This is a genomic window from Pseudomonas sp. LBUM1653, from assembly GCF_059716115.1.
In genome coordinates, this window is the sequence record NZ_CP166803.1 from 559,677 (window position 1) to 585,156 (window position 25,480).

Sequence of the window (25,480 nt, forward strand, 5' to 3'; positions counted from 1 at the left end):
ATTACCGATATTCTATAGGCGAGATAAAGTTATGGCTGGAGAAAGCGCGGATCCTGTGCGGTTGTCGACGTTCAAAGTGCAGTTTGATGGGGCTGCCGCAACCACGACCAAAAAGATTTATGCCAACGGCAAGATGCAAGTGCGGGTGCAAGTTATTCTTGCTGCGGTAGATAGTGATGGTCGGCCTGCCATTATGTCATCCAAAATTTTTAACAATGTAAGGCTGATCAATTACAAGACAGGACAATTGCTGTCGGATGGTTGGCGGGCAGATGAACGGCCCAACAAGTTTACGCAAGCCCTGTATGGTGTTTCGGCCGATGGGGAAGGAGTAAATCCAGATCCCTACACACGGATCAGACATTTTTGGGTGTCCAGTGCTGTCGCGACAGATATCCAGATTGGAGCAGCGGTGATTTTTAACGACAAGCTGATCCGGTCGAATAATAAAACAGTCAGGTATAAGTTTGACAGCAGTGTCAGTGTTGAAGCAGACGTTCCGGTGGTTTACGAGATTTCAAAATTTCGCCTGGATGCGGTGGTTAATCATCCTGTGCCTGATTGTACGCTTACACATTTTTATTTGAGCTTGAATGTCGATGGGCGTCAGATCAGGTTGATTGATTGGAGCGAAAAAATATACGCTGAACAAGGGGTAATGTCTGGGACGTGGTGGGTGTTCGATGCGTACGGATATTATGTAGACAGCCCCAACTGGTGGCGGTCCGTCTGCTGTATTGCAGGCGTTAATGATAAGGAAGTTGGTGTCGTGCTTCCGCCTGAGCAGTACTTTCGTGGGGCTCGAGTATATTTTGTTCCGGTGAATGATCGAAAGGGAGCACTGTCCATCGTTCAGGGTGTGGGTCTGGAGTTTACGGATAATACTTATAATAAGAGGGATACTTTTTATTTCACTGCTTTCGATATCTACGGAACGGGGCACAATTTGTGTTTGCGCTTTGATAACTCTGTTTTGCCAGGCGCTTTCTTTCTTGAAAAGGCCTGAGCGCAATTCAACGGTCTAAAGACTTTGACGTTTGCCAGGGATGGCAAATACCAGCAAGGAAGGTTATATGTCCGAGAAAGCGAGTGCGTCGATCTATTCTAATGCTTTTAATTTTGAAGAATTCCTGAGCGGCGGGGTGGATCCACGGACCGGCCTGTACACGTTCACCTTGTGTCTAGGCGGAATTCATTCAGTGGCCCTGAACGGGCCATCGCTTGATATCAATTTGCAGTTCAGCCCTCTTAATACTCTTGACGCGGGCTTGGGTGCAGGGTGGTTGTTGCCATTGTCTCGTTACGATCTGTTGAGCAATACATTGTCATTGTCGAGTGGCGACAGCTACAAAGCGAAACCGGTGAGTGGGGGGCTCAAGTTTCCCGAACCCCATGTGGAAAATTTCAAAGTAGTCAGCCGTGATTCTGGCCATTACCAATTGATTCACAAAAGTGGATTGCGAGAAGAGCTTGAGACATTCGACGGCGGTGATTTCGCTGTGCCCAGGCGAATGGTGGCGGCCAATGGAGCAAGCCTTTTGCTGGACTACGCTTCTTACCAGGGCGTGCCGAGACTGGTTGGCGTCAAAGACGCCGAGCGGTCTTTGCTGAGCATTACTTACGATGACGCTCAGGTCCTCGTTACGCGATACCCGAATACGGTTTGCGAGTCCCAATTCACTTTGACGCTTGGCAATGGTCGGATTTCCGAAATTCAGCTTCCGACAGGAGAGCAATGGTTCTTTGCCTATGAGGAACAAGGTGGGCTGGTTTGCCTGACTGAGGTCAGTTCGGCAATGGGGGCACGTGAACTGATTCAATACTCACAAACCGGGCACTCTCTTCCGCCGGCGGCGCCTGCCGCGGCGATACCTTACGTGATTTCGCATTCGTTATTTCCTGGGTTGGATCAGCCGGCCATCGTTACGGAGTACGAGTTTTCCGACCAGAATTTCTTGGGTTTCAACGGGGGGGGACGTTGGTCGGACGAGCTGGACAGTCTGTCTGCGGCACAGGATGACTACTGCTATACGTCGACTGAAAACCTGGTAATCGGTGCGGATGTCCACCGCAGTACGGTGCGGACCTACAACAAATACCATCTGCTGCTTTCGCAGGTTACCCGGTGCGGGCAAGCCACAGATTCACTCACGACGCAGTATCATCTCTTGCCCGGCAAGGGTATTGACGAGCAACCGCCACAGTTTCGTCTGCCTTTGTTACAGACCCGCCTTTACAAGAATGAACAAACCGGAAAACAGCGAGAGGAGGTGACTCGGACGGAATTTGATGACGCCGGCAATGTGCTCAAGCAAGTCGCCCCCAATGGTGTGACAACCGTCAGTGATTTTTTTAGTGCGTCCGGTGCCGAAGGCTGCCCTGCCGATCCTTTGGGGTTTGTGCGATTCGAGAAACAGCGGACTGTCTATCCGGCTCCAGGGCTGGCACCGGCTCCGACGACCGTTACGCACTATCGCTACCAACTGTTCGGCGGGCTGATCGGCAGCTCGGTACAGAATGTCGTGCCTGTAGCAGAGCTGTTCTATGAGCGGACAGCGCAGGGCGATACGTTGTGCCTGCAAACGGATTTGCACTACTTCGATGTGCCCGCAGAACCTCATCGTCACAGTCAGTTGAGGAAGCAAACCCTTACCCGGCAAGGCCATTCCACCCTTTGTGAATTCTCCTACACACTCCGAGGGGCGATCCGGCGCGTGCGAACGACGTTGACCGGATTCGATGGCAGCAGTATGACAGAATCACGCACTTACTCGGCGTTGAGCGGGGCACTGTTGTCGTGTAAGAACGAGGAGGGCGTTACCTCTCGTTTCGATTATGACGCAGTGGGTCGGCCCCTGACTGAAACCATCGCGCCGGGAACCCTGTTCGAGGCGCGACGACACTCGAACTACACGGCCGCCACTGCGGATTTGCCCGCGACACTGCGTAATACGGATGCCAGTGGTGTGCGGCAGCGGGCAACCTATGACGGCATGGGGCGCGTCGTAAAAATCGAGGAGCAGGACAGCGATCTCGCGGCAGATGGCCCGCTGCGAGAGGTCTATTCGGCACAGTACGATTCGATTGGCCAACTGGTGGGAGAGACTTACACCGATTGGCTGGCGGGCGCCGCATTGCCCCTCAAGCAGAGTTTCATCTTTGATGACTGGGGTCAGGTGGTGACCACGGTTTCCCAGAGCGGCCGTCGGCAACACGTCACCAACGATCCAGTCTCCCGGCAGGAATCGCACTGGACGGAAGGTGCCGGCAAGACGATTACGCTTTTCAATGATTTCGACAAGCCTGTCAGCGTTGAAGTATTCGATCGTGCCGGGCAAAGCCTGGGCAAGACGACGCACGTCTATGATGGTCTGGGCCGCGCGGTCAGTCAGACCGATCCGCAAGGAAACAAGACAACCTACGCGTATGATGTTTTTGGTCGTTTGAGCCGCAGCGTGTTGCCAGACGGCACCACTGTGCAAACCCAGTACGCGACCCACAGCCACATGCAGCTGCCCATCGAAGTCAAAGTGGGCACACACAGCCTGGGTCAACAGGTCTTCGACGGTCTCTCCCGTTTGACTCAAAGCGAAGTGGGCGGACGAAAAACCGGCTTGTTGTACGAGGCTGGCTCGAAACGTCCATCTGTCGAGTGCCGGCCCAGTGGCGAGCGTGTCCGGTACAGCTATGAGCCCAACCTTGGCGGCAAGGTTATTCGACGTCAGACATTGGGGGTCGAGGCGTCGTCAACACCGGGCTCGGGAATACAGGCCAATTACTCCTATGATTCCAGGCACGGTGGGCTGACCCGCTGCAGCGAGCAAGGCCGGGAGTCTCATTTCGAGTACAGCCGCAGCGGCAAACTCAGGCGAGAATCGTCGACTCAGGGCGGCACAACGCGGACTAACGAGTACGGCTACTCGCTGGCCGGGCGTCCACTTGTCTGCACCGATGTGCTTGGTAATCAGCACAAGACGACTTACGACGATCTGGGGCGCCCGAAATCGGTTGAGCAGAACCGGGTAAAAGCCGATTTCACCTACAACGCTCTGGACCAGCTCAGTTCCATCCATGCACAAGATCTTGTCAGCGGCAGCGCCTTGACCACCCACCTGGTTTATGACGATCTGGGACGTGAGGTGTCGCGCAGTTTTGAGGTGAAAGGGGCGGTTCGGCAAACGTTGATGTCACGCTACACACCGGCCAGCAAATTGGCGCAAAGAACGCTGAAGAATGGCCTTCAGGTCGCTCGCGATGAGACGTTCAGCTACGACGCACGGGGTCGACTCACGGAATATCTCTGTGTCGGAACGCACAAGCCCCGAGACTTCCAGGGCAAGGAGATCATCAAGCAAACCTTCGTATTCGATGAGCTGGACAATATTCTGACGCTGGAAACCGAATTTCCCGGCGCAAAGAACCGGGCCACGTACGCCTACAGCCCTGTCGATCCGACCCGGTTGGTCAGCATTCGGCATAGCCATGCAGACTATCCGGCTCCCGTGACCCTGCAGTATGACGCTGCTGGTCAGTTGATCCGGGATGAACAGTCACGCACGTTCACTTACGACGCGCTGGGGCGATTGACGCAGGTTGCGGGCGCGGGCGGGGCCGTCTTGCGCGGTTATGGGTACGACGCCCTGGATCAATTGGTCGAGTTATCATCGCCGCAGGCGCCGTCCACTCAGCGCTATTATCGCGCAGGGCGGGTTGCGAATGATGTAAGCGGCAATGACACGACAACTTGCGTGCGCCAGGCGGGGATTCTGTTGGGGCAGCATCAATCGGGGCAACACGCCGGCGTCAGATTGTCGGGCACCGATCAGCAACAGACGGTATTGAGCGAAGTCAACGGGGATCATTACTCCGCTATTGCTTACAGCCCATACGGTCATTGTCCGGCCGAAAGCGGGTTGTTCAGTCTGGCTGGCTTTAACGGCGAAGCGTTTGACCCGCTTACAGGTTTGTATCTGCTGGGTAACGGTTATCGGGCTTACAGTCCGGCTCTGATGCGCTTTCATTGTCCAGACAGCTTGAGTCCTTTTGGCGCCGGTGGATTAAATCCTTACGCGTATTGCCTGGGCGATCCCGTCAATCGGGTCGATCCTACCGGGCATTTTTCCTGGCAGAGCGTTCTCGGTATTGGCCTGTCAATCATCGGGATAGTAGCCAGCTTTGTCTCCTTTGGCGCTGCCACCCCGCTTGCCCTGCTCGGACTCGGGTTGGGAATGGCTTCCGGCCTGACCGGAATCGCTGGAATTGTTGCCTCCGAGATGATGCCTGGTTCCATAGCTGGTGAGGTTTTGGGCTGGGTCAGTACGGTATTGGGGTTGGGATCCATGGCTGCGGGTGGGCTGGCTGCGAGCAAGGCATTCACTCAGTGGGGAGGCAGAGCCCTCACCTCCGGGCCCACCAAAGTTTCTCAATTTGGCTATCGACCAGGAGCGCTTGCCGGTGGGGGTGGCGGGCGCACAGCCAGAGGTGCGAGAGGCGGGAGAGGTGCTGGCAAAGCGACGCAAGCACCTTCGACCTCTGAGCAGGCAGCGCGGCCGGAAAAATGGACACTGATTGAGGATATCGGCAAAAACGACTTCACGCCGAACGGGAGGCCCGGGAATGTTGCACGTGGCAAGTACACCGCTTTCAAGGAGGGGATAGAGGGAGGCTTGAGCCCCTATGAGTCAGCCAAAGCGCATTTGGGCAACAGTTACGATCCTTACCCGGGTTACAGCGGATATAACAGGCTTGTCAGCGAGTTAAAAGCGAGTAACCAGGCTGCCACGAATGCCGCCAAAAAAACCAATGAGGTCCCGATTCTACTCTCCGTGCCCGATCATATTCATGCCCGTCTGGGTGGATTCGACAGGGTTTTTTTCCTGGAATACAGAACAGAAATGAGGGTGGTCATCAAGCAGATCGGGGGGCACGATCCGGAGTGGTAAAGCGGAGAATCGAGATGTCGGGTTACACCTGGCGCAGAGCATGCTGACGAAGCGCCCACTCCACATGCTCCCTCACCAACTCCGACGGGTATTCCCGTCGCGCCTTCAACGCTTCCAATACCGGAATCGTTGAAGGCGCATTCCCCAGGCCCACCGCCAGATTGCGCAACCAGCGCTCATAACCCGCTCGGCGCAGCGGCGAACCTTCGGTGCTGCTCAAAAACCGGTCTTCATCCCACATGAACAACTCGGCCAGTTCAGCGTTGTCCAGGTTATGCCGTGGCTTGAAGTCGCTTTCGCCGGACGGACGGGCGAAGCGGTTCCACGGGCAGACAATCTGACAGTCATCGCATCCGAACACCCGATTGCCGATCAATGGTCGCAAGTCTTCGGGAATCGCGCTTTTCAGTTCGATGGTCAGGTAAGAGATGCAGCGTCGGGCGTCCAGCACGTAGGGGCCGACAAACGCGTTGGTCGGGCAGATGTCCAGGCACGCGGTGCAGCGCCCGCAATGTTCGGTGCTGTGGGGCGGGTCGACCGGCAGCGGCAGATCAACAAACAGCTCGCTGAGGAAGAAATAACTGCCGGCCTTGCGATTCAAGACCAGCGTATTTTTGCCGATCCATCCAAGGCCGGCCTGTTCCGCGATGGCCTTTTCCAGCACTGGCGCGCTGTCGACGAAGGCGCGGTAGCCGAACGGGCCGATGACGGCCTGAATCTTTTCTGCCAGTTGTTGCACGCGTTTACGGATCAATTTGTGGTAATCGCGGCCCAATGCATAACGCGAGACGTAGGCTTTTGCAGGTTGGGCCAGGCGTTTGGCCATTTCGGTGTCGCCGGGCAGGTAGTCCATGCGCAGGGAAACCACGCGCAAGGTGCCGGGGACGAGTTCTTCAGGGTGCGAGCGCTTGCTGCCATGGGCGCCCATGTAGTCCATTTCACCGTGGTAGCCGGCGGCGAGCCAGCGCTCCAGGTGCTGCTCATGCTCGGCCAGGTCCAGGCCACTGATGCCGACTTGCTGAAAGCCCAGCTCGCGGCCCCATTCCTTGATGGATTGGGCGAGGGCGGGCAGGTCTGTGGTAATTGCGGGCATGAGGCGAGAGAAACCGGAGCTGAGGTGCGTATAATTCTGCCAGACATCGGAGCCCGAAGACGCATGCCGCAGACTAAAGATGATTTACCCGACGCGCTGTACAGCGCCGCGCAAGTGCGAGCCCTCGATGCGAGCCTGATTGCGGCCGGTACGTCGGGCTTCGAATTGATGCAGCGGGCGGCGCGGGCGACCTGGCGTGCGTTGGTCCGGCACTGGCCGACAGCCAACGAACTGACGGTGGTCGCCGGTCACGGCAACAACGCCGGTGATGGTTATCTGGTCGCGGTATTGGCCAGGCGTGCCGGCTGGCATGTGCGCGTGTTGGCGGTCGGTGATCCCCAACGTTTGCAGGGCGATGCCGGGTTGGCCCACGCCGAGGCTTTGTCCGAAGGTGTCGCGATTCAAGCCTGGAGTGCGCAGTCGGAGTTGCGTGGCGTTGTGTTGGACGCCTTGCTCGGCACCGGTCTGACAGGCGAGGTGCGAGAGCCTTATGCCAGCGTCATCGCAGCAATCAATGCCAGTGGCCTGGCGGTTGCGGCGGTGGATATTCCTTCGGGTCTTTGTGCGGATACGGGGCGAGTGCTCGGCGCGGCTGTCCGGGCTGATCTGACCGTGACCTTCATTGGCTTGAAGCTGGGCCTGTTCACGGGTGACGCGGCAGACGTGGTTGGCGAGTGGGTTTTCAATGATCTGCAGGCATCCCCTGAGTCGCTGTGCGGCATCGCCATCAGTGCTCGTCGTCTGACGGCCGGTAACTTGCCGCGTCTGGCGGGGCGTGCGCCGACGGCCCATAAAGGCAAATTCGGCCATGTCTTGCTGATCGGCGGTGACCGCGGTTTTGGCGGCGCGATTCTGTTGAGTGCGCAAAGTGCACTGCGCAGTGGCGCTGGCATGGTGTCGGTGGCCACTCGCTGCGAGCATGTGCCGGCCGCACTGGCCAGAATTCCCGAAGCGATGGTGCTGGGCACTTCGTCGGCGAATCAACTGATGGGTTTGCTGCAAAAGGTTTCCGTGCTGGTGGTCGGTCCGGGCTTGGGGCAGGCTTCGTGGGGACGCAGTCTGCTGTCGACGGCGGCCAATGCGCCGCTTCCACAAGTCTGGGACGCCGATGCGTTGAATATGCTGGCTGACGAGCTCGTGAACCTGCCCAAGGACTGCGTGATCACGCCGCATCCGGGCGAAGCGGCGCGGTTGCTGGGAATATCCACGGCCCAAGTGCAGGCTGATCGACCGGCTGCGGCACACTCATTGAGCAAAAAATACACAGCTGTAGTGATTTTGAAAGGCGCGGGCAGCCTGGTCGCCAGCCCGGATGGCCGCCTGGCGGTGTGTCATCAGGGCCATCCGGCCATGGCCGCCGCCGGTCTGGGCGATGTGCTCGCCGGTCTGGTCGGCGCGTTGCTGGCCCAGGGCATGGACGCGTTCGACGCGGCCTGCCTCGCCGTGTGGCTGCACGCCAATGCCGGCGCGCAACTAGGTAAATCGGGCCGTGGGCTGGCGGCCAGTGATCTGATACCAGCCATTCGTCAGTTGTTGGAGGAGCAAGCACCGTGTCTGAAGTAACCCTGTACCTGGCCGATGAGCAGGCCATGAGCGACTTTGGCGCACGTATCGCCCGTGTCACCGAGGGGCATGGCCTGATCTTCCTTGAAGGTAATCTTGGAATGGGGAAAACCACATTGTCCCGGGGTATCATCCGTGGCCTGGGGCATGTCGGGGCGGTCAAAAGCCCGACCTTCACCCTGGTCGAGCCCTACGAGATCGGCGACATTCGCGCCTTCCATTTCGACCTGTATCGCCTGGTCGATCCGGAGGAGCTGGAGTTTCTCGGCATCCGCGACTATTTCGAAGACGATGCCCTGTGCCTGATCGAATGGCCCGATAAAGGTGCAGGCTTTTTGCCAAAGCCCGACCTGACCATTACCATTAGCCCGCAAGACAGCGGGCGTTCGCTGAAAATTTTACCCAGGGGCTCGCGTGGCGAGGCCTGGTGTGCCGCTTTGGCATTGGAATCCAAATAGATGATGGGGTTAGGTATGCGCTTTCGCGCGTTGGTTGCTGCCGTAGGGGTGTTGTTTCTGGCGGTGACCGTCGACGCTGTGGCCGAGACGAAGGTCAGCAGCGTTCGCCTGTGGCGGGCGCCGGACAACACTCGGCTGGTGTTTGACCTGACAGGGCCGGTGCAGCACAGCGTCTTTACCCTGACGTCCCCGGATCGCCTGGTGATCGACATCAACGGCGCCTCGCTTGGCGCGCCACTGAACGTCAACTCTTCCAACACTCCGATCACCGCAATGCGCTCGGCCCAACGCACGCCGACTGACCTGCGGGTGGTCATCGACCTGAAAAAGGCCGTGACGCCAAAAAGCTTCTCCCTGGCGCCCAACGCCCAGTATGGCAATCGACTGGTGGTCGATCTGTTCGATAACCCGGCCGATGCCGCGCCGCCCCCAGCGCCGACGCCATCGGTGGCCACGGTACCGGCCGTTCCGGTCACGCCTTCCGAACCTTCGATCAAGCTGCCGCCAGCACCGGCCGGCAAGCGCGACATCATTGTAGTGATCGATGCCGGTCACGGTGGCGAAGATCCGGGCGCCTCCGGCTCCCGGGGTCAGCGCGAGAAGGACGTGGTGCTGCAGATCGCCCGCGAAACGCAACGCCAGGTCAATGGCATGAAAGGCTTCCGCGCCGAACTGACCCGCACCGGTGACTACTTCATTCCCCTGCGCGGCCGTACGGAAATTGCCCGCAAGAAAGGCGCCGACCTGTTCGTCTCGATTCACGCCGACGCCGCGCCTTCTACCGCGGCGTTCGGTGCCTCGGTGTTCGCCCTGTCCGATCGCGGTGCCACCTCGGAAACCGCGCGCTGGCTGGCCGACAGTGAAAACCGTTCCGACCTGATCGGTGGTGCCGGCAACGTCAGCCTTGACGACAAGGACCGCATGCTGGCGGGTGTATTGCTCGATTTGTCGATGACCGCGTCCCTGACTTCCAGCCTGAACGTTGGCCAGAAAGTGTTGAGCAACATCGGCCGGGTCACGCCCCTGCACAAGCAGCGGGTAGAGCAGGCCGGGTTCATGGTGCTGAAGTCGCCGGACATTCCGTCGATCCTGGTCGAAACCGGGTTTATCTCCAACGCCAACGAAGCCTCGAAGCTGGCCGCGTCGAGCCACCAGCAGGCGCTGGCGCGATCTATCAGCAGCGGCGTGCGCCAGTTCTTCCAGCAGAACCCACCACCGGGCACTTACGTTGCCTGGCTGCGTGATTCCGGAAAAATCGCTCAAGGCCCGCGTGACCATCGGGTCAACCCGGGCGAGACGCTGGCGATGATCGCAGTGCGTTATCAGGTGTCGCCAGCGACCCTGCGCAACGCCAACAACCTGTCGAGCGATGAGCTCAAGATCGGTCAGCACCTGACCATCCCGGGCACTGAACTGGCGGCCAAGGAATGAATCAGGTCGTGAACAACAGCGCTCGCATCGAGCTGCTCAGCCCGCGACTGGCGAACCAGATCGCTGCCGGCGAGGTGGTTGAGCGTCCGGCTTCGGTGATCAAGGAGTTGCTGGAAAACAGCCTCGACTCCGGCGCCAGGCGCATTGATGTCGATGTGGAGCAGGGTGGCGTCAAGTTGCTGCGGGTGCGCGACGATGGTAGCGGCATTTCTGCCGATGACCTGCCGCTGGCATTGGCGCGACACGCCACCAGCAAGATCCGCAATCTGGAAGATCTGGAACAGGTCATGAGCCTGGGCTTTCGGGGTGAGGCCCTGGCTTCGATCAGTTCGGTGGCGCGCCTGACCCTGACTTCGCGTACACGCGATGCCGAGCAGGCCTGGCAAGTCGAAACCGAAGGCCGTGACATGGCACCGCGGGTGCAGCCTGCGGCCCATCCGGTCGGCACCTCGGTCGAGGTGCGCGACCTGTTCTTCAATACCCCGGCACGCCGCAAGTTTCTCAAGACCGAAAAAACCGAATTCGATCACCTGCAGGAAGTCATCAGGCGCCTGGCCCTGGCGCGGTTCGACGTGGCCTTTCATCTGCGTCACAACGGCAAGACCATCCTCAGCCTGCACGAAGCCCACGATGATGCGGCTCGTGCCCGGCGCGTGGCGGCAATCTGCGGGCCAGGTTTCCTGGAGCAGGCGCTGCCGATCGAAATTGAACGCAATGGCCTGCATCTGTGGGGCTGGGTCGGGTTGCCAACCTTCAACCGCAGCCAGGCGGATTTGCAGTATTTCTTCGTCAATGGCCGTGCCGTGCGCGACAAGCTGGTGGCGCACGCCGTGCGCCAGGCTTATCGCGACGTGCTGTTCAATGGCCGGCATCCGACGTTCGTGCTGTTTTTCGAGGTCGATCCGACGGGCGTCGACGTCAACGTGCACCCCACCAAGCACGAAGTGCGCTTCCGTGAAGGGCGCATGGTTCACGATTTCCTCTATGGCACCTTGCACCGTGCCTTGGGCGATGTGCGGCCGGACGATCATCTGGTGGCACCGGTTGCCACGGCCATCGTCCGTCCAACTGGTCTTGAAGCCGGTGAATTCGGACCCCAGGGCGAAATGCGCCTGGCCGCCAATGCGCTGCTGGAGCAGCCTCAGGCCCAGTCTTCGTTCACTGCGCCAGCCGGTTCGGGCGCTGGCGCCGGCTATCAGTATCAATACACCCCACGTCCGCAGTCAGCGGTTCCAGTTGCAGAAGCACAGGCCGCCTATCGCGAGTTCTTCGCGCCGTTGCCCGAGGCCAACGCGGTAGCGCTTCCAGCTGGTCAGGACGACATTCCGCCGCTGGGCTATGCGCTGGCGCAACTCAAGGGCATCTACATTCTTTCGGAAAACGCTCAAGGCCTGGTGCTGGTGGATATGCACGCCGCCCACGAGCGGATCATGTATGAGCGTTTGAAGGTGGCGATGGCCAGCGAGGGCCTGAGCGGCCAGCCGTTGCTGGTGCCGGAGTCCCTGGCCGTCAGCCAGCGTGAAGCCGATTGTGCCGAGGAACACGTCGCCTGGTTCCAGCGCCTGGGCTTTGAATTGCAGCGCCTCGGCCCGGAAACCCTTGCGATCCGGCAGATTCCGGCACTGCTTAAGCAGGCCGAAGCCAACCGACTGGTCGCCGACGTCCTGGCCGACTTGATGGAGTTCGGCACCAGCGACCGGATTCAGGCGCACCTGAACGAACTGCTTGGCACCATGGCTTGCCACGGCGCGGTCCGGGCCAATCGGCGCCTGGCCCTGCCGGAAATGAACGGTCTGCTGCGTGACATGGAAAACACCGAGCGCAGCGGTCAATGCAACCATGGCCGACCGACCTGGACCCAATTGGGCCTGGACGATCTGGACAAACTGTTCTTGCGCGGTCGTTGATGAGCCAGTTCCCCCCTGCGATTTTTCTGATGGGCCCGACCGCCGCCGGCAAGACCGACCTGGCCATCGAACTCACCAAGGTCCTGCCTTGCGAGCTGATCAGTGTCGACTCGGCGCTGGTCTACCGCGGCATGGACATCGGCACCGCCAAGCCCTCAAAAGAGCTGCTGGCAGAGTTTCCGCACCGTTTGATCGACATTCTCGACCCGGCCGAGGCTTATTCGGCGGCGGATTTTCGCCGTGACGCCCTCGAAGCCATGGCCGATATCACCTCGCGCGGAAAAATTCCGCTGTTGGTAGGCGGCACGATGCTCTACTACAAGGCTTTGCTCGAAGGCCTGGCGGACATGCCGGCCGCCGACCCGGAGGTCCGTGCGCAGATCGAGGAAGAGGCCGCACGCCTTGGCTGGCAGGCGTTGCACGACCAATTGGCGGTGATTGACCCGGTTTCCGCGGCACGTATTCATCCGAACGATCCTCAGCGTTTGAGTCGAGCGCTGGAAGTTTATCGTGTCAGCGGTCAGAGCATGACTGCGCTACGGTTGCAACAATCTGCGCAAAGTACTGAAGCAGCCGCTTCGGGACGGCAACAATTGCCCTATACTGTCGCGAACTTGGCCATTGCTCCGGCGAATCGCCAGGTACTGCACGAGCGAATTAAACAAAGATTCACATTAATGTTGGAACAGGGATTCATCGACGAGGTCGTAGCCCTGCGTAATAGAAGTGACCTGCATACCGGGTTGCCGTCTATACGTGCGGTAGGCTACCGCCAAGTCTGGGATTACCTGGATGGCAAGCTGACGTCAGCCGAGATGCAGGAGCGTGGAATCATTGCCACGCGCCAGTTGGCGAAGCGCCAGTTCACCTGGCTTCGCAGTTGGGCTGATTTACACTGGCTGGACAGCCTCGATTGCGACAATCTGCCGCGCGCCTTGAAATACCTGGGGACCATCTCCATATTGAGCTGAGTCCTTGCAATTGCCGTCTATCCTTGGGGGTGGGGCGGCCAAAGCCATTTGTTTACCTATTTTTTTATATTGAATCCTTAAAGGAGTGCGGCACATGTCAAAAGGGCATTCGCTACAAGACCCTTACTTGAATACTTTACGTAAAGAGAAAGTTGGGGTGTCCATCTACCTGGTCAACGGGATCAAACTGCAAGGTACGATCGAGTCTTTCGACCAGTTCGTTATCCTGCTGAAAAACACCGTCAGCCAAATGGTCTACAAACACGCTATCTCTACAGTAGTGCCGGTTCGTCCAATTCGTCTGCCTAGCGCAACCGAATCCGAAGCAGGTGATGCTGAGCCAGGTAACGCCTGATAGGAGTCTCCTTTGTTCTTTGAGCGCCACGGTGGTGGTGAACGGGCTATTCTCGTTCACTTGGATGGACAGGACCCTGAGGCGCGCGAAGATCCGCAGGAGTTTCAGGAGCTGGCAATTTCGGCTGGCGCCGAGACCGTCGCGTTTTTCAACGTGCCGCGTCATCGGCCATCCGCCAAATACCTGATTGGCAGCGGCAAGGTCGAAGAGTTACGCGACCTGGTCAAAGCCGAACAGGTAGATCTGGTGATTTTCAATCACACCCTCACGCCCAGTCAGGAACGTAACCTCGAACGCGTCTTCGAGTGTCGCGTGATCGACCGCACGGGTCTGATTCTCGATATCTTCGCCCAACGCGCCCGCACCCATGAAGGCAAGCTCCAGGTTGAACTGGCCCAGCTTGAGTACATGAGTACGCGCCTGGTTCGCGGCTGGACTCACCTTGAGCGGCAGAAGGGCGGTATCGGCTTGCGCGGCCCGGGTGAAACCCAGCTGGAAACCGACCGGCGTCTGTTGCGGGTTCGCCTGCGGCAGATCAAGGGGCGCCTGGAAAAGGTCCGCAGCCAGCGCGAGCAGTCGCGTCGTGGCCGCAAACGGGCTGACATACCGACGGTTTCACTGGTGGGCTACACCAACGCCGGCAAATCGACGCTGTTCAACTCGGTGACCAATTCCGAAGTTTTCGCCGCCGACCAACTCTTCGCCACCCTCGACCCGACCCTGCGCCGACTCGAACTCGATGACCTCGGGCCGATCGTGCTGGCCGACACCGTGGGCTTCATCCGTCACCTGCCGCACAAACTGGTCGAGGCATTTCGGGCTACGCTCGAAGAGTCGAGCAATTCCGACCTGTTGCTGCATGTGATCGACTCCCATGAACCCGAGCGTATGGCCCAGATTGAACAGGTCATGGTGGTGCTTGGCGAGATCGGGGCTCAAGACTTGCCGATCCTGGAGGTCTATAACAAACTCGATTTGCTCGAGGGCGTGGAGCCGCAGATCCAGCGCGATGCCGATGGCAAGCCGCAACGGGTCTGGTTGTCGGCCAAGGACGGTACAGGTCTGGACCTGCTCAGGCAGGCCGTGGCCGAACTGCTTGGGGATGATTTGTTTGTTGGCACCTTGCGCTTGCCGAACCGATTTGCTCGACTGCGTGCGCAGTTCTTCGAACTCGGTGCGGTACAGAAGGAAGAACATGACGATGAAGGCATCAGCTTGCTGGCCGTTCGTTTGCCACGCGCCGAGCTGAATCGGCTGGTGAGCCGCGAAGGTTTGCAACCGGTGGAATTCATCGAGCAACACACTTTGCAATAAAAGCCTGAGAAAGCGGTTGTGCCGTGGTGACAGGCATTCTGTAGCATTGGTCGGCGCGCCGTGGGTGCGTCTTTGCTTTATCAGATGGAGAGCGCTATGGCTTGGAATGAGCCGGGTGGCAACTCGAATAATCAGGATCCTTGGGGTGGCAAGCGTCGTAATAACGGCGACCGCAAGGGACCGCCAGATCTCGACGAGGCCTTCCGAAAGCTGCAGGAAAGCCTGAACGGGTTGTTCGGTGGTGGCAAGAAACGCGGGGATGATGGTGGTGGTTCGGGCAAGAGCGGCGGCTTCGGCGGCCTGCTGGGCATCGGCCTGGTCGTGTTGGCGGCCGTTTGGCTGTACAGCGCGGTCTATGTCGTCGACGAGCAGGAGCAAGCCGTGGTGCTGCGCTTCGGCAAGTACTACGAAACCGTCGGCCCCGGCCTGAATATCTACTTCCCGCCGATCGACAAGAAGTACATGGAAAACGTGACGCGTGAGCGGGCGTACACCAAGCAGGGTCAAATGCTGACTGAAGACGAAAACATCGTCGAAGTGCCGCTGACCGTGCAGTACAAGATCAGCAATTTGCAGGACTTCGTGCTGAGCGTCGATCAGCCGGAAATCAGCTTGCAGCACGCGACCGACAGCGCCCTGCGCCATGTGGTGGGTTCCACTGCAATGGACCAGGTGCTGACCGAAGGTCGTGAATTGATGGCCAGCGAGATCAAGGAGCGTCTGCAACGCTTCATGGATACCTATCGCACCGGTATCACCGTCACCCAGGTCAACGTACAGAGCGCAGCGGCACCGCGTGAAGTGCAGGAAGCCTTCGATGACGTGATCCGCGCCCGTGAAGACGAGCAGCGTTCGCGCAACCAGGCTGAAACCTATGCCAACGGCGTCGTGCCGGAAGCCCGTGGTCAGGCCCAGCGCATCCTTGAAGATGCCAATGGCTACCGTGACGAAACCGTCTCGCGCGCCAAGGGTGAGGCCGATCGCTTCACCAAGCTGGTCGCCGAGTACCGCAAGGCACCTGAAGTCACCCGCCAGCGTCTGTACCTGGACACCATGCAGGAAGTCTTCAGCAACACCAGCAAGGTTCTCGTGACCGGCAACAAGAATGGCCAGAGCAACCTGCTGTACCTGCCGCTGGACAAAATGGTCGAAAGTGGTCGCAGCACCAGCACTCAGGTGACCGGCGCGGCAGCCACCAGCAATGAAGCGAATGCGCGTGCGGCAGCTGATCTGCAGCAACAGCAAGCACGTACCAGGGAGAGTCGCTGATGAGCAATAAATCGCTGATCGCCCTTATCGTCGGCGTCGTCGTGGCGATCGCTGCCTGGAACTGCTTCTACATCGTGGCTCAGACCGAGCGTGCGGTGTTGCTGCAGTTCGGTCGCGTGGTCCAGACCGATGTTCAGCCAGGCCTGCATGTGAAAGTGCCTTACGTTAACCAGGTGCGTAAATTTGACGCACGCCTGATGACGCTCGATGCGCCGACGCAACGCTTCCTGACGCTGGAAAAGAAAGCCGTGATGGTCGATGCCTACGCCAAGTGGCGGGTGAAGGACGCCGAGCGTTTCTACACCGCGACTTCCGGTCTGAAGCAGATTGCCGACGAGCGTCTGTCCCGTCGTCTCGAATCGGGCCTGCGTGACCAGTTCGGTAAACGCACCTTGCACGAAGTAGTGTCCGGTGAGCGTGATGCGCTGATGGCGGATATCACCGCTTCGCTGAACAAGATGGCTGAAAAGGAGCTGGGCATCGAGGTTGTCGATGTTCGGGTCAAGACCATCGACCTGCCGAAGGAAGTGAACCGCAGCGTGTTCGAGCGTATGAGCACCGAGCGTGAGCGTGAAGCTCGCGAGCACCGCGCCAAGGGTAACGAGCTGGCTGAAGGCATCCGTGCCGACGCCGATCGTCAACGTCGCGTGCTGCTGGCTGAAGCCTATCGTGAATCCGAAGAGGTTCGCGGTGACGGTGATGCCCAGGCCGCTTCGATCTACTCCAAGGCTTACGGTCAGGATCAGGAGTTCTACGCGTTCTACCGTAGCCTGCGTGCCTACCGTGAAAGCTTCGCGAACAAATCCGACGTCATGGTCCTGGACCCAAGCAGTGACTTCTTCCATTACCTGGAAAAAGCCAAGCCTTGATACAACGTTGACCTGATTCATCCCGCCGGGCGGCTAAAACCTCTGGCGGGGTGATCCTTTGGGAAAACGTGTGTATGATGCGGCAGCCGGGAAATCCCCGGCTTTTTTGCGTCTGCATGTTTGAATGCTGTTTTGTGCAGGTGCCCGAGCTGAATGCTCGACAGGTTTTTCGAGGAAAGTGATTGGCGAAGCCGGTAGCAGGCGTTTCGCTTCGTCGCTCCTGCGCCTGATTTATGAACATGGGCTGATCATTTTCTGCTTCACTCAAGGCTCGGCCACAGGCTGACCGCCCGGATACAGGGGAAGGCGTAATGGCAACGGTAGACCGCTGGCTACTGCCAGATGGCATCGAAGAAGTACTGCCACCGGAAGCGGCGCGTATTGAAGTTGCGCGTCGTCAGGTGTTGGATCTGTTCCAGAGCTGGGGTTACGAGTTTGTCGTGACTCCCCATATCGAGTACCTGGAGTCCCTGCTGACCGGCGCGGGCCAGGACCTGGATTTGCGTACCTTCAAGGTCATCGACCCGCAATCGGGCCGGCAGATGGGGTTCCGTGCCGACATCACGCCGCAGGTGGCGCGCATCGATGCGCATACCTTACGCCGCGAAGGCCCGAGCCGTCTGTGCTACGCCGGCAGCGTGCTGCATGCTCAGCCACGTGCCTTGTCGTCCTCGCGCAGCCCGATCCAACTGGGCGCCGAGTTGTATGGCGACGCCAGCCCGAGCAGCGACGTGGAAGTCATCAGCCTGATGCTCGCCATGCTGCAACTGGCCGATGTGCCGGATGTGCACATGGACCTGGGACATGTCGGTATCTACCGCGGGTTGGCCCGCGCTGCCGGTTTGTCCGGTGAAGTTGAACAACAGTTGTTCGATGCGTTGCAACGTAAAGCCATCGATGAGGTCATTACCTTGACCGAAGGCTTGCCGGCTGACCTGTCGGGCATGCTGCGCGCGTTGGTCGACCTGTGTGGCGGCCGTGAAGTGCTGGCGGCTGCGCGTGAGCGTCTGGCCAAGGCCCCGGCCGCGGTATTGGCTGCACTGGATGACTTGCTGGCAATTGCCGAGCGTTTGTCCGTGCGTTTCCCGGAGCTGCCGCTGTACTTCGACCTGGGCGAGCTACGCGGTTACCACTACCACACCGGCGTGGTGTTCGCGGTGTTCGTACCGGGTGTTGGCCAGTCCATTGCCCAGGGCGGTCGTTACGACGACATCGGCGCCGATTTCGGTCGCGCTCGTCCGGCAACCGGCTTCTCTACCGATTTGAAAACCCTGGTGACCCTGGGGCGTGCTGAGATCGAGCTACCGTCTGGCGGTATCTGGATGCCTGACAGTACGGATGCGGCACTCTGGCAGCAGGTTTGCCAGTTGCGCAGTGAGGGTCAGCGTGTCGTCCAGGCCTTGCCTGGACAACCTTTGGCCGCCGCCCGTGAAGCGGACTGCGACCGGCAATTGATTCAGCAGAACGGGCTTTGGCAAGTATCGCCACTGGCTTCTTGAGTTTTCCTGCCGGCTGCCGCCGGCACCAAGTTTGCGCGAATGAGGACAAGTGTTATGGGTAAGAATGTCGTAGTCCTGGGCACCCAGTGGGGTGATGAGGGCAAAGGCAAGATCGTTGATCTGCTGACCGAACATGCTGCCGCCGTAGTGCGCTACCAGGGTGGCCACAACGCTGGCCACACCCTGGTGATCGACGGTGAAAAAACCGTCTTGCACCTGATCCCGTCGGGCGTACTGCGCGAAGGCGTGCAGTGCCTGATCGGCAACGGCGTGGTGGTTGCACCTGACGCCCTGCTGCGCGAGATCATCAAGCTGGAAGAAAAAGGCGTACCGGTGCGCGAGCGCCTGCGTATCAGCCCGTCCTGCCCACTGATCCTGTCATTCCACGTAGCGCTGGACCAGGCCCGTGAAAAGGCCCGCGGCGAGTTGAAGATCGGCACCACCGGTCGCGGCATCGGCCCGGCCTACGAAGACAAGGTTGCACGTCGTGGCCTGCGTGTGGGCGACCTGCTGAACATGCCGCGCTTTGAAGACAAACTGCGTGAACTGGTGGATTACCACAACTTCATGCTGGTGGGTTACTACAAAGAGCCAGCCATCGAATTCGACAAGACCCTGGCCGAATGCAAAGAATATGCGCAGCTGCTCAAGCCGCTGATGCTGGACGTGACTGCCGAGTTGCACGACCTGCGTCGCGCTGGCAAAGACATCATGTTCGAAGGCGCCCAAGGCTCCCTGCTGGACATCGACCACGGTACCTACCCGTACGTGACCAGCTCTAACACCACCGCTGGCGGCGTAGCTACCGGTTCGGGTGTTGGCCCTATGTTCCTGGACTACATCCTGGGCATCACCAAGGCTTACACCACGCGTGTAGGGTCGGGTCCATTCCCGACTGAGCTGTTCGACGAAGTCGGTGCGCACCTGGCTAAACAAGGTCACGAGTTCGGCGCGACTACCGGCCGTGCTCGTCGTTGTGGCTGGTTCGACGCTGTTATCCTGCGTCGCGCTATCGACGTAAACAGCATCTCGGGCATCTGCCTGACCAAGCTGGACGTGCTCGACGGTCTGGAAACCATCAACATCTGCGTCGGCTACAAAGATGCAGAAGGCAACGCTGTTGCCCCGACTGATGCTGACAGTTACGTGGGCCTGCAGCCCGTGTACGAAGAAGTGCCGGGCTGGACCGAGTCGACCGTGGGTGCCAAAACCCTGGAAGAGCTGCCAGCTAACGCCCGTGCTTACATCAAACGCGTCGAAGAGCTGATCGGCGCGCCGATCGACATTATTTCGACGGGTCCGGACCGCAACGAAACCATCGTACTGCGTCATCCGTTCGCTTGATAAGTTGTTGATGTAAAACACAAAGGCCCCTTAATAGGGGCCTTTGTCGTTTATGCCTGTCGGACGGCATGACCTTTGCTATTAGCTTTGCCTAAAGCGTCACTTTCGGGCGTGCCATCAATTTAATGGCGCTAATGCAGAGGGATTTCAAGTGTCGGCCGTTCTCTCATTGTTACAAAGCCGTTTGTTGCGGCCCGTATTCGTTACCCTTGGTATCGCCCTTTTGGTGCAGGTGCTGGTGGCGGTCGCGCTGACCCGGAGCACCGTGACGGCACTGGAGGCCGATCTCGCTCAGCGCCTGGGGGCGGACAGTCAAAAACTGTCCGGTGAGCTCGAGCAGGCGGGACGTGAAGTCACGTCGAGCCTCGACAGCCTGTCCGTCAGTACGCGTCAGCGCCTCACGGCTGGCTTGTCTGCGCGACTGAAGGACGAGCAGGCGCAGTTGCGTTCGACCCTGGAAAAAGACCTGAAGGATTCCGCCAGCGACATGGCGCAGCTTCTGGCCTCGGTGGCGCCTCGCGCGATGTGGGACAACGACGTTCCGACCTTGTCCGAGTTCGCCCGTCGGGCCCAGCGCAATCCCAACGTCCTGTTCGTGGTGTATGACGACGCCACGGGCCAGCATCTGACGCGTTACCTCAACCGGGAAAACCCGATCAACAAGGCCCTGCTGGAAAAAGGCCAGGGCGAGCGCGCGCTGGACAAGGTGCTGGATGCGGCGAAGAGCGATCCATCGGTCTTCTACATCGAGGCCTCGATCAATCCTAATGGCGTGGAAATCGGCAAGGTCTTGATGGGCGTCTCGACGGCTTCGGTGGAGGCCGATCTGGCGGCATTGGACAAGCGCTTCTCGGCGTTGATTGCCAGTGGCGACCAACTGGTGGGCGACAGCCTCAAAGGCGCGGCGGCCGACAGCGCGGCAGCCATGCGTGCACGTCTGCAATCGGCCCAGTCCACGGCCGCTGAAATGAAAGCCAATACCACAGATACCGTGCAGGAAGCCGCGACAACCCTGCGCTGGCGAATTGGTGTGGGTCTGGCTGTGGTGGGCTTTGGTGTCCTGCTGTTGCTGGCGGTCGTGCTCGGGCGACGAGTCGTCAACCGCCTGAAGATGTTGATTGTCGCCATGGATGACCTGGCGGCGGGCGAGGGCGATCTGACCAAGCGCGTGCAGATCAACAGCAAGGACGAGATTGGCGATATGGCTTCGGCGGTCAATCGCTTTGTGGACAAGTTGCAGCCGATCGTGCGCGAGGCGGGTGATGTCGCTCAGCGTACCGGTGTGGAAATCGGTGCCATGACGTTGCGCAATGCGGGGGCCGATGCGGCGGCAGGCATGCAGCGCGATGAGGTGGCTGAAAGTCTGCGGGCCTTGTCGCGAATGGCGGATGAAGCCCAGTCTGAAAGCCAGGCCATGCAGGCGGCATTGAAGCAGGTAGTGGATATTCGTCAGGCAACCGACGAAAACACCCGGACCTCGGCGAAAGTCGGCAACCTGATTGAAGCGTTGGCTGGCCAGGTTGATACCGGGGCGCAAGTGATCGAGCGCCTGGCACAACAGAGTGAGCAGATCGAGGTGGTGCTGACGGTGATTCACGGGATTGCCGAGCAGACCAACCTGCTGGCGCTGAACGCGGCCATTGAAGCGGCGCGCGCCGGCGAAACCGGGCGCGGCTTTGCGGTGGTGGCTGATGAAGTGCGCGCGTTGGCGAGCAAGACGCAAAGCTCCACCGGCGATATTCAGGCGCATATCGTGGCGTTGCAGCAAGGCGCACGCGAGGCCGTGGCGGCAATCGGTCAGGCCGGGCGTCAGGCCAGTGAAGGCCTGTTGGTTCTACGTGACAGTGCGCGGTTGCAGCAATCGGTGCAGGCTTCGGTCGAACAGGTGCACACGGCGATCGGTCTGGCGACCCAGGCCGCCGAGCATCAGGCCCGGGGAGCCCAAGCGGTGCGCGGTCGGGTCGAGACCATTCATGTGCAAGCCGAGAAGGCGGCCCAGGCGGTGGTGGAAACCACGGCCAGCGGCAAGGTGCTGGATGGGTTGGCGGCGCAGCTCAAAGCCAGTCTGGGGCAGTTCAGGGCGTAATGTGTTGCCGGGGCTGGCCTCATCGCGAGCAAGCTCGCTCCCACACGTGATCTGGGGTGTTCACAAATTTTGTGTCCACCCCAGATCACATGTGGGAGCGAGCTTGCTCGCGATGACGGCCTTAACGGCTCAAATACATCCGGGTCGTTAACAGGTAGACAGGCAACCCCGATACCAATATCAACAACGCCGCATAAGGCGCCGCCGCCGCAAACTCCACATTCGCGGTATGCGCCCACACCTCCGTCGCTAGCGTGTTGAGTCCGGTCGGACTCAACAGCAAAGTCGCCGTCAGCTCCTTCATCGCATCCAGAAACACCAGCGCAAACGCCGCACCCAGCGCCGGAAAGATGATCGGCAGGGTCACCCGGATAAACGCGCTGAACGAAGACGCGCCCAACGTGCGTGCCGCCTCTTCCAGTTGCGGTGCAGCCTTGTTCAGCGCTGTGCGAATCGGCGCCTGGGCCAGCGGAAGAAACAGCAGTGCATAAGCAATCAGCAACAGCGTCGAAGTCTGGTACAGCACCGGCACATAGTGCAGGGCGAAATACACCAGGGTCAGCGCAATCACCAGTCCTGGCAACGCATGCAGAAGATACGGCAGGCGCTCGGCCCAGATCGCCAGTGGGCCCTTATAGCGCACCACCAGCAACCCCACCGGCAACGCCAGCACCAGACAAAACGCCGCGCCGCCCAGGGACAGGGCCAGGGACGAAAGCAGTGCCTCGCTGATCGCGGCAATCGGGAATGCCGCCGACGAGCCCACGGCCAGCCAGTAAGCCAGCATCCCCAACGGAATGCCGCTGCCGATGATCGCCAGCAACAGGCAATAAAGCTGCCCAGCCACCATCCAGGGGCCCAATCGGACCTGTTCTGCCTGTCGCGCCGCACCCTGGCCTGTGCGCACGTGTCGGCCTTTGCCGCGAACTCGCAGTTCCAGCCACAGCAACATCAGGCACAGCGCCAGCAACACCGCCGAGAGCATCGCGGCGTTGGCGTTGCTGAACTCAAGCTCGAACTGTTGATAGATCGCGGTGGTGAAGGTTTGCAGGCCGATGATCGACAGCGCACCGAATTCCACCAGCATGTGTAGGGCAATCAGCAGCGACCCCGCCAGCAGCGAAGGCCAGAGCAGCGGCAGGGTGACGCGGAAAAATACCCCCCAGCGATTCTGCCCCAAGGTACGGGCAGACTCTTCCAGTGAGGGATCGAGATTGCGCAGGGTGGCCGCCACCGGCAGAAAGATCAGCGGGTATTTGGACAGGCTCATCACCAGGATCGCCCCGCCGAGCCCTTCGAAATTTGCGCTCAGCGACACCCAGGTAAAACTGCTGACAAACGCCGGTACGGCGAACGGCAAACACAAGATCACGCCCCACAGGCGCCGCCCCGGCAGGTTGCTGCGTTCCAGCAGCCATGCCAGCGACAGGCCGATCACGCCGCAAACCAGCGTGACGCCGATCATCAGCGCCAGGGTATTGCGCAGCAGACCAAACACATAAGGTCGCCACAGCAAGTGCAGCGCTTCGGCCCAGCCCGCTTGCCAGGCCTTCAGGCCGACATAAGCCAGGGGCAGCAAGCTGAGCACGACCAGCAGTAGAACCGGCAGTACCAACCAGATTGAAGGCCGCTTGCGCCCTGGCACGTACCGACCTTGCGCGGCGGAGGCGGATAGCGATGCGCTCATCAGTTCAGGCCAACCTCGCGTTCCAGTTCCAGGGCTTCTTCGGCATTGCCGAGGTCGGCTGGCGTGACTTTCGGCGCTTGCAACTCGCTGAAAGGCTTGAGGCCACGATCCGATTGCATGCCTTTGTGCAGCGGGTATTCGGCGGTGGTCTGGGTGATTACGCGCTGGCCTTCTTCGCTGGCCATATAGGCGAGCAATTGCTGGGCTTCTTTTGGATGTTTGCTGGATTTCAGTACGGCCGCACTCGATACGGTAATCAGGCCGCCGACGTCGCCGCCGGTGAAGTAATGCAGTTTCGAGTCGAGCTGACCCTTTTCACGCTGCAAGGCGAACCAGTAGTAGTTGTTCACCAGCACCGTCGCCACTTCGCCGTTTTCCACGGCTTTGAGGGCAACCATGTTGTTGCTGTAGGTCTTGCCGAAGGCGCGCAGGCCGGTCAGCCATTCTTCCGCAGCCTCCATGCCGTGCACCTTGATGATCGCCACGGCTTGTTCCTGGAATGCGCCGCTGGTGGGTACGAAGCCGACCTTGCCTTGCCATTTTGGATCGGAGAATTCCATCACCGATTTCGGCAGGTCTTTTTCGTCGATCAGTTTAGGGTTGAACGCGACGACACGCACCCGAGCGGTGACGCCAATCCAGGTGCCGTTAGCGGCGACATAGTCCTTGGGCAGAACTGCCAGCGTGGTGTCATCGGCCTTGGCCAGCAGGCCTTGCTCACCGAGTTTGTTCAGTGGCGGCGACTCTTCGGTATAGATCACGTCGGCGGGAGAGCGATCACCTTCTTCGACGACCTGGCTGGCGAGCTGGTTGCTGCTGCCCTTGCGCACATTGACGTGAATGCCTGTCTTGGCTTCGAAGGCTTTGGCGACCGCATCGCCGACTTCCTTGTGTTGGCCGTTATAGAGCGTCAGGGAAACTGGATCGGCAGCCTGGGTGAGGGGAGTGGCGAGTGCCAGGCCGAGGAGGGTGGCGGTCAGGCCGCGGCGCAGGGTATTTCGAAACATCATTCGCAGGGTTCCTCACTGTCGCATTGCAAAAACTTGCAACAATGATAAACGATATTGTTTCTCAAATGCGCCTTACAGGGCTGGTAAATAGGTAGGAGCGAGCCTGCTCGCGATGGACGTGAACGAAAACATGGGGTGTCTGGAGAAACGCGTCGTCTGCACATTCATCGCGAGCAGGCTCGCTCCTACGGGAGTGCGGTGTGTTTTTTGAAAGCCAGAAACGCAAAAACCCGCTTTCGCGGGTTTCTGTGAAATTCAAGGCCGTAACCTTGAATTTGAATTGGTGCCCAGAAGAAGACTCGAACTTCCACGACCTTGCGGTCACCAGCACCTGAAGCTGGCGTGTCTACCAATTTCACCATCTGGGCATTCATCGCGAGCGTTGCCGCTGTTGATGTGGCGCACTATACGGAGAGCAATTTGATCTGTAAACCCCTGATTTGAAATTAATAAATCAGAACCCCAGAAATGCAAAAACCCGCTTTCGCGGGTTTTTGTGTGAGCCTTGAAATTGAACTAATCTCAAGCTCGAAATTGGTGCCCAGAAGAAGACTCGAACTTCCACGACCTTGCGGTCACCAGCACCTGAAGCTGGCGTGTCTACCAATTTCACCATCTGGGCAGTATCGGCAACGTTGTCCGTCGTCGATGGCGCGCACTATACGGAGCGTCTTTTTAACTG

The 25,480-nt window shown here is 59.3% G+C and carries 17 protein-coding genes and 2 tRNA genes; 14 read left to right on the top strand and 5 right to left on the bottom strand.

The genetic code is table 11. The features are described from left to right. The first annotated feature begins 31 nt into the window (after positions 1-31). A complete protein-coding gene (locus ACA054_RS02515) occupies positions 32-1,006 on the top strand; it encodes a hypothetical protein (RefSeq protein WP_497688042.1) in 975 nt (324 codons plus the stop codon). 67 nt (positions 1,007-1,073) lie between these two features. Next, positions 1,074-5,942: an RHS repeat domain-containing protein gene (locus ACA054_RS02520; RefSeq protein WP_497688043.1), complete on the top strand. Its 4,869-nt coding sequence runs from the start codon at positions 1,074-1,076 to the stop codon at positions 5,940-5,942. Positions 5,943-5,964: 22 nt separating this feature from the next. Here the strand turns inward: ACA054_RS02520 and queG are convergent, their stop codons facing one another. Beyond that, positions 5,965-7,035, bottom strand: coding sequence for a tRNA epoxyqueuosine(34) reductase QueG (queG, locus tag ACA054_RS02525; protein ID WP_497688044.1), 1,071 nt, complete (start codon positions 7,033-7,035; stop codon positions 5,965-5,967). A 63-nt stretch (positions 7,036-7,098) separates the two neighbouring features. Here queG and ACA054_RS02530 point away from each other — a divergent pair, with 63 nt between their 5' ends. From ACA054_RS02530 to ACA054_RS02585, 12 genes are all read left to right on the top strand, one after another. Next, complete coding sequence (locus ACA054_RS02530; protein ID WP_497688045.1) at positions 7,099-8,598, top strand: NAD(P)H-hydrate dehydratase; 1,500 nt, start codon at positions 7,099-7,101, stop codon at positions 8,596-8,598. Then, positions 8,586-9,056 carry a tRNA (adenosine(37)-N6)-threonylcarbamoyltransferase complex ATPase subunit type 1 TsaE gene (gene tsaE, locus ACA054_RS02535; RefSeq protein WP_497688046.1) on the top strand — a complete coding sequence of 157 codons (471 nt, stop codon included), beginning with the start codon at positions 8,586-8,588 and terminating at the stop codon, positions 9,054-9,056. The genes ACA054_RS02530 and tsaE overlap by 13 nt, the downstream gene beginning before the upstream one ends. Next, positions 9,057-10,487 (top strand): N-acetylmuramoyl-L-alanine amidase, encoded by a 1,431-nt coding sequence (locus ACA054_RS02540; RefSeq protein WP_497688047.1) that lies wholly within the window; start codon positions 9,057-9,059, stop codon positions 10,485-10,487. Then, the gene (gene mutL, locus ACA054_RS02545) at positions 10,484-12,394 is read left to right on the top strand and encodes a DNA mismatch repair endonuclease MutL (protein ID WP_497688048.1); all 1,911 of its coding nucleotides are present in this window, start codon (positions 10,484-10,486) and stop codon (positions 12,392-12,394) included. The genes ACA054_RS02540 and mutL overlap by 4 nt, the downstream gene beginning before the upstream one ends. Then, on the top strand, positions 12,394-13,365 hold the full coding sequence (gene miaA, locus ACA054_RS02550; RefSeq protein ID WP_497688049.1) for a tRNA (adenosine(37)-N6)-dimethylallyltransferase MiaA: 972 nt from the start codon (positions 12,394-12,396) through the stop codon (positions 13,363-13,365). The genes mutL and miaA overlap by 1 nt, the downstream gene beginning before the upstream one ends. 94 nt (positions 13,366-13,459) lie before the next feature. Further along, positions 13,460-13,720, top strand: a complete 261-nt coding sequence (gene hfq, locus ACA054_RS02555) for an RNA chaperone Hfq (RefSeq protein ID WP_007902656.1) — start codon at positions 13,460-13,462, stop codon at positions 13,718-13,720. 12 nt (positions 13,721-13,732) lie between these two features. Then, positions 13,733-15,034, top strand: a complete 1,302-nt coding sequence (hflX, locus tag ACA054_RS02560; protein WP_497688050.1) for a ribosome rescue GTPase HflX — start codon at positions 13,733-13,735, stop codon at positions 15,032-15,034. A 96-nt stretch (positions 15,035-15,130) separates the two neighbouring features. Beyond that, positions 15,131-16,303: an FtsH protease activity modulator HflK gene (gene hflK / locus ACA054_RS02565; protein WP_020797708.1), complete on the top strand. Its 1,173-nt coding sequence runs from the start codon at positions 15,131-15,133 to the stop codon at positions 16,301-16,303. Beyond that, complete coding sequence (gene hflC, locus ACA054_RS02570) at positions 16,303-17,172, top strand: protease modulator HflC (protein WP_497688051.1); 870 nt, start codon at positions 16,303-16,305, stop codon at positions 17,170-17,172. The genes hflK and hflC overlap by 1 nt, the downstream gene beginning before the upstream one ends. Before the next feature lie 311 nt (positions 17,173-17,483). Next, positions 17,484-18,671, top strand: coding sequence for an ATP phosphoribosyltransferase regulatory subunit (locus tag ACA054_RS02575; protein WP_008064107.1), 1,188 nt, complete (start codon positions 17,484-17,486; stop codon positions 18,669-18,671). A gap of 54 nt (positions 18,672-18,725) precedes the next feature. Next, on the top strand, positions 18,726-20,015 hold the full coding sequence (locus ACA054_RS02580) for an adenylosuccinate synthase (protein ID WP_497688052.1): 1,290 nt from the start codon (positions 18,726-18,728) through the stop codon (positions 20,013-20,015). 151 nt (positions 20,016-20,166) lie between these two features. Then, the gene (locus ACA054_RS02585; RefSeq protein ID WP_497688053.1) at positions 20,167-22,101 is read left to right on the top strand and encodes a methyl-accepting chemotaxis protein; all 1,935 of its coding nucleotides are present in this window, start codon (positions 20,167-20,169) and stop codon (positions 22,099-22,101) included. Positions 22,102-22,222: 121 nt separating this feature from the next. On the opposite strand, the gene ACA054_RS02590 is transcribed toward ACA054_RS02585, so the two are convergent. The 4 genes from ACA054_RS02590 to ACA054_RS02605 all read right to left on the bottom strand — a co-directional run bounded on the left by ACA054_RS02590 (position 22,223) and on the right by ACA054_RS02605 (position 25,420). Continuing rightward, entirely contained in the window at positions 22,223-23,788 is a 1,566-nt protein-coding gene (locus tag ACA054_RS02590; protein ID WP_497688054.1) for an ABC transporter permease, read from the bottom strand. Next, positions 23,788-24,798, bottom strand: a complete 1,011-nt coding sequence (locus ACA054_RS02595) for an extracellular solute-binding protein (protein ID WP_497688055.1) — start codon at positions 24,796-24,798, stop codon at positions 23,788-23,790. Before ACA054_RS02595 ends, ACA054_RS02590 begins: the two co-directional genes overlap by 1 nt. 281 nt (positions 24,799-25,079) lie before the next feature. Further along, a tRNA-Leu gene (locus tag ACA054_RS02600) sits at positions 25,080-25,166 on the bottom strand. Positions 25,167-25,333: 167 nt separating this feature from the next. Continuing rightward, positions 25,334-25,420, bottom strand: a tRNA-Leu gene (locus ACA054_RS02605). Positions 25,421-25,480: the final 60 nt, after the last annotated feature.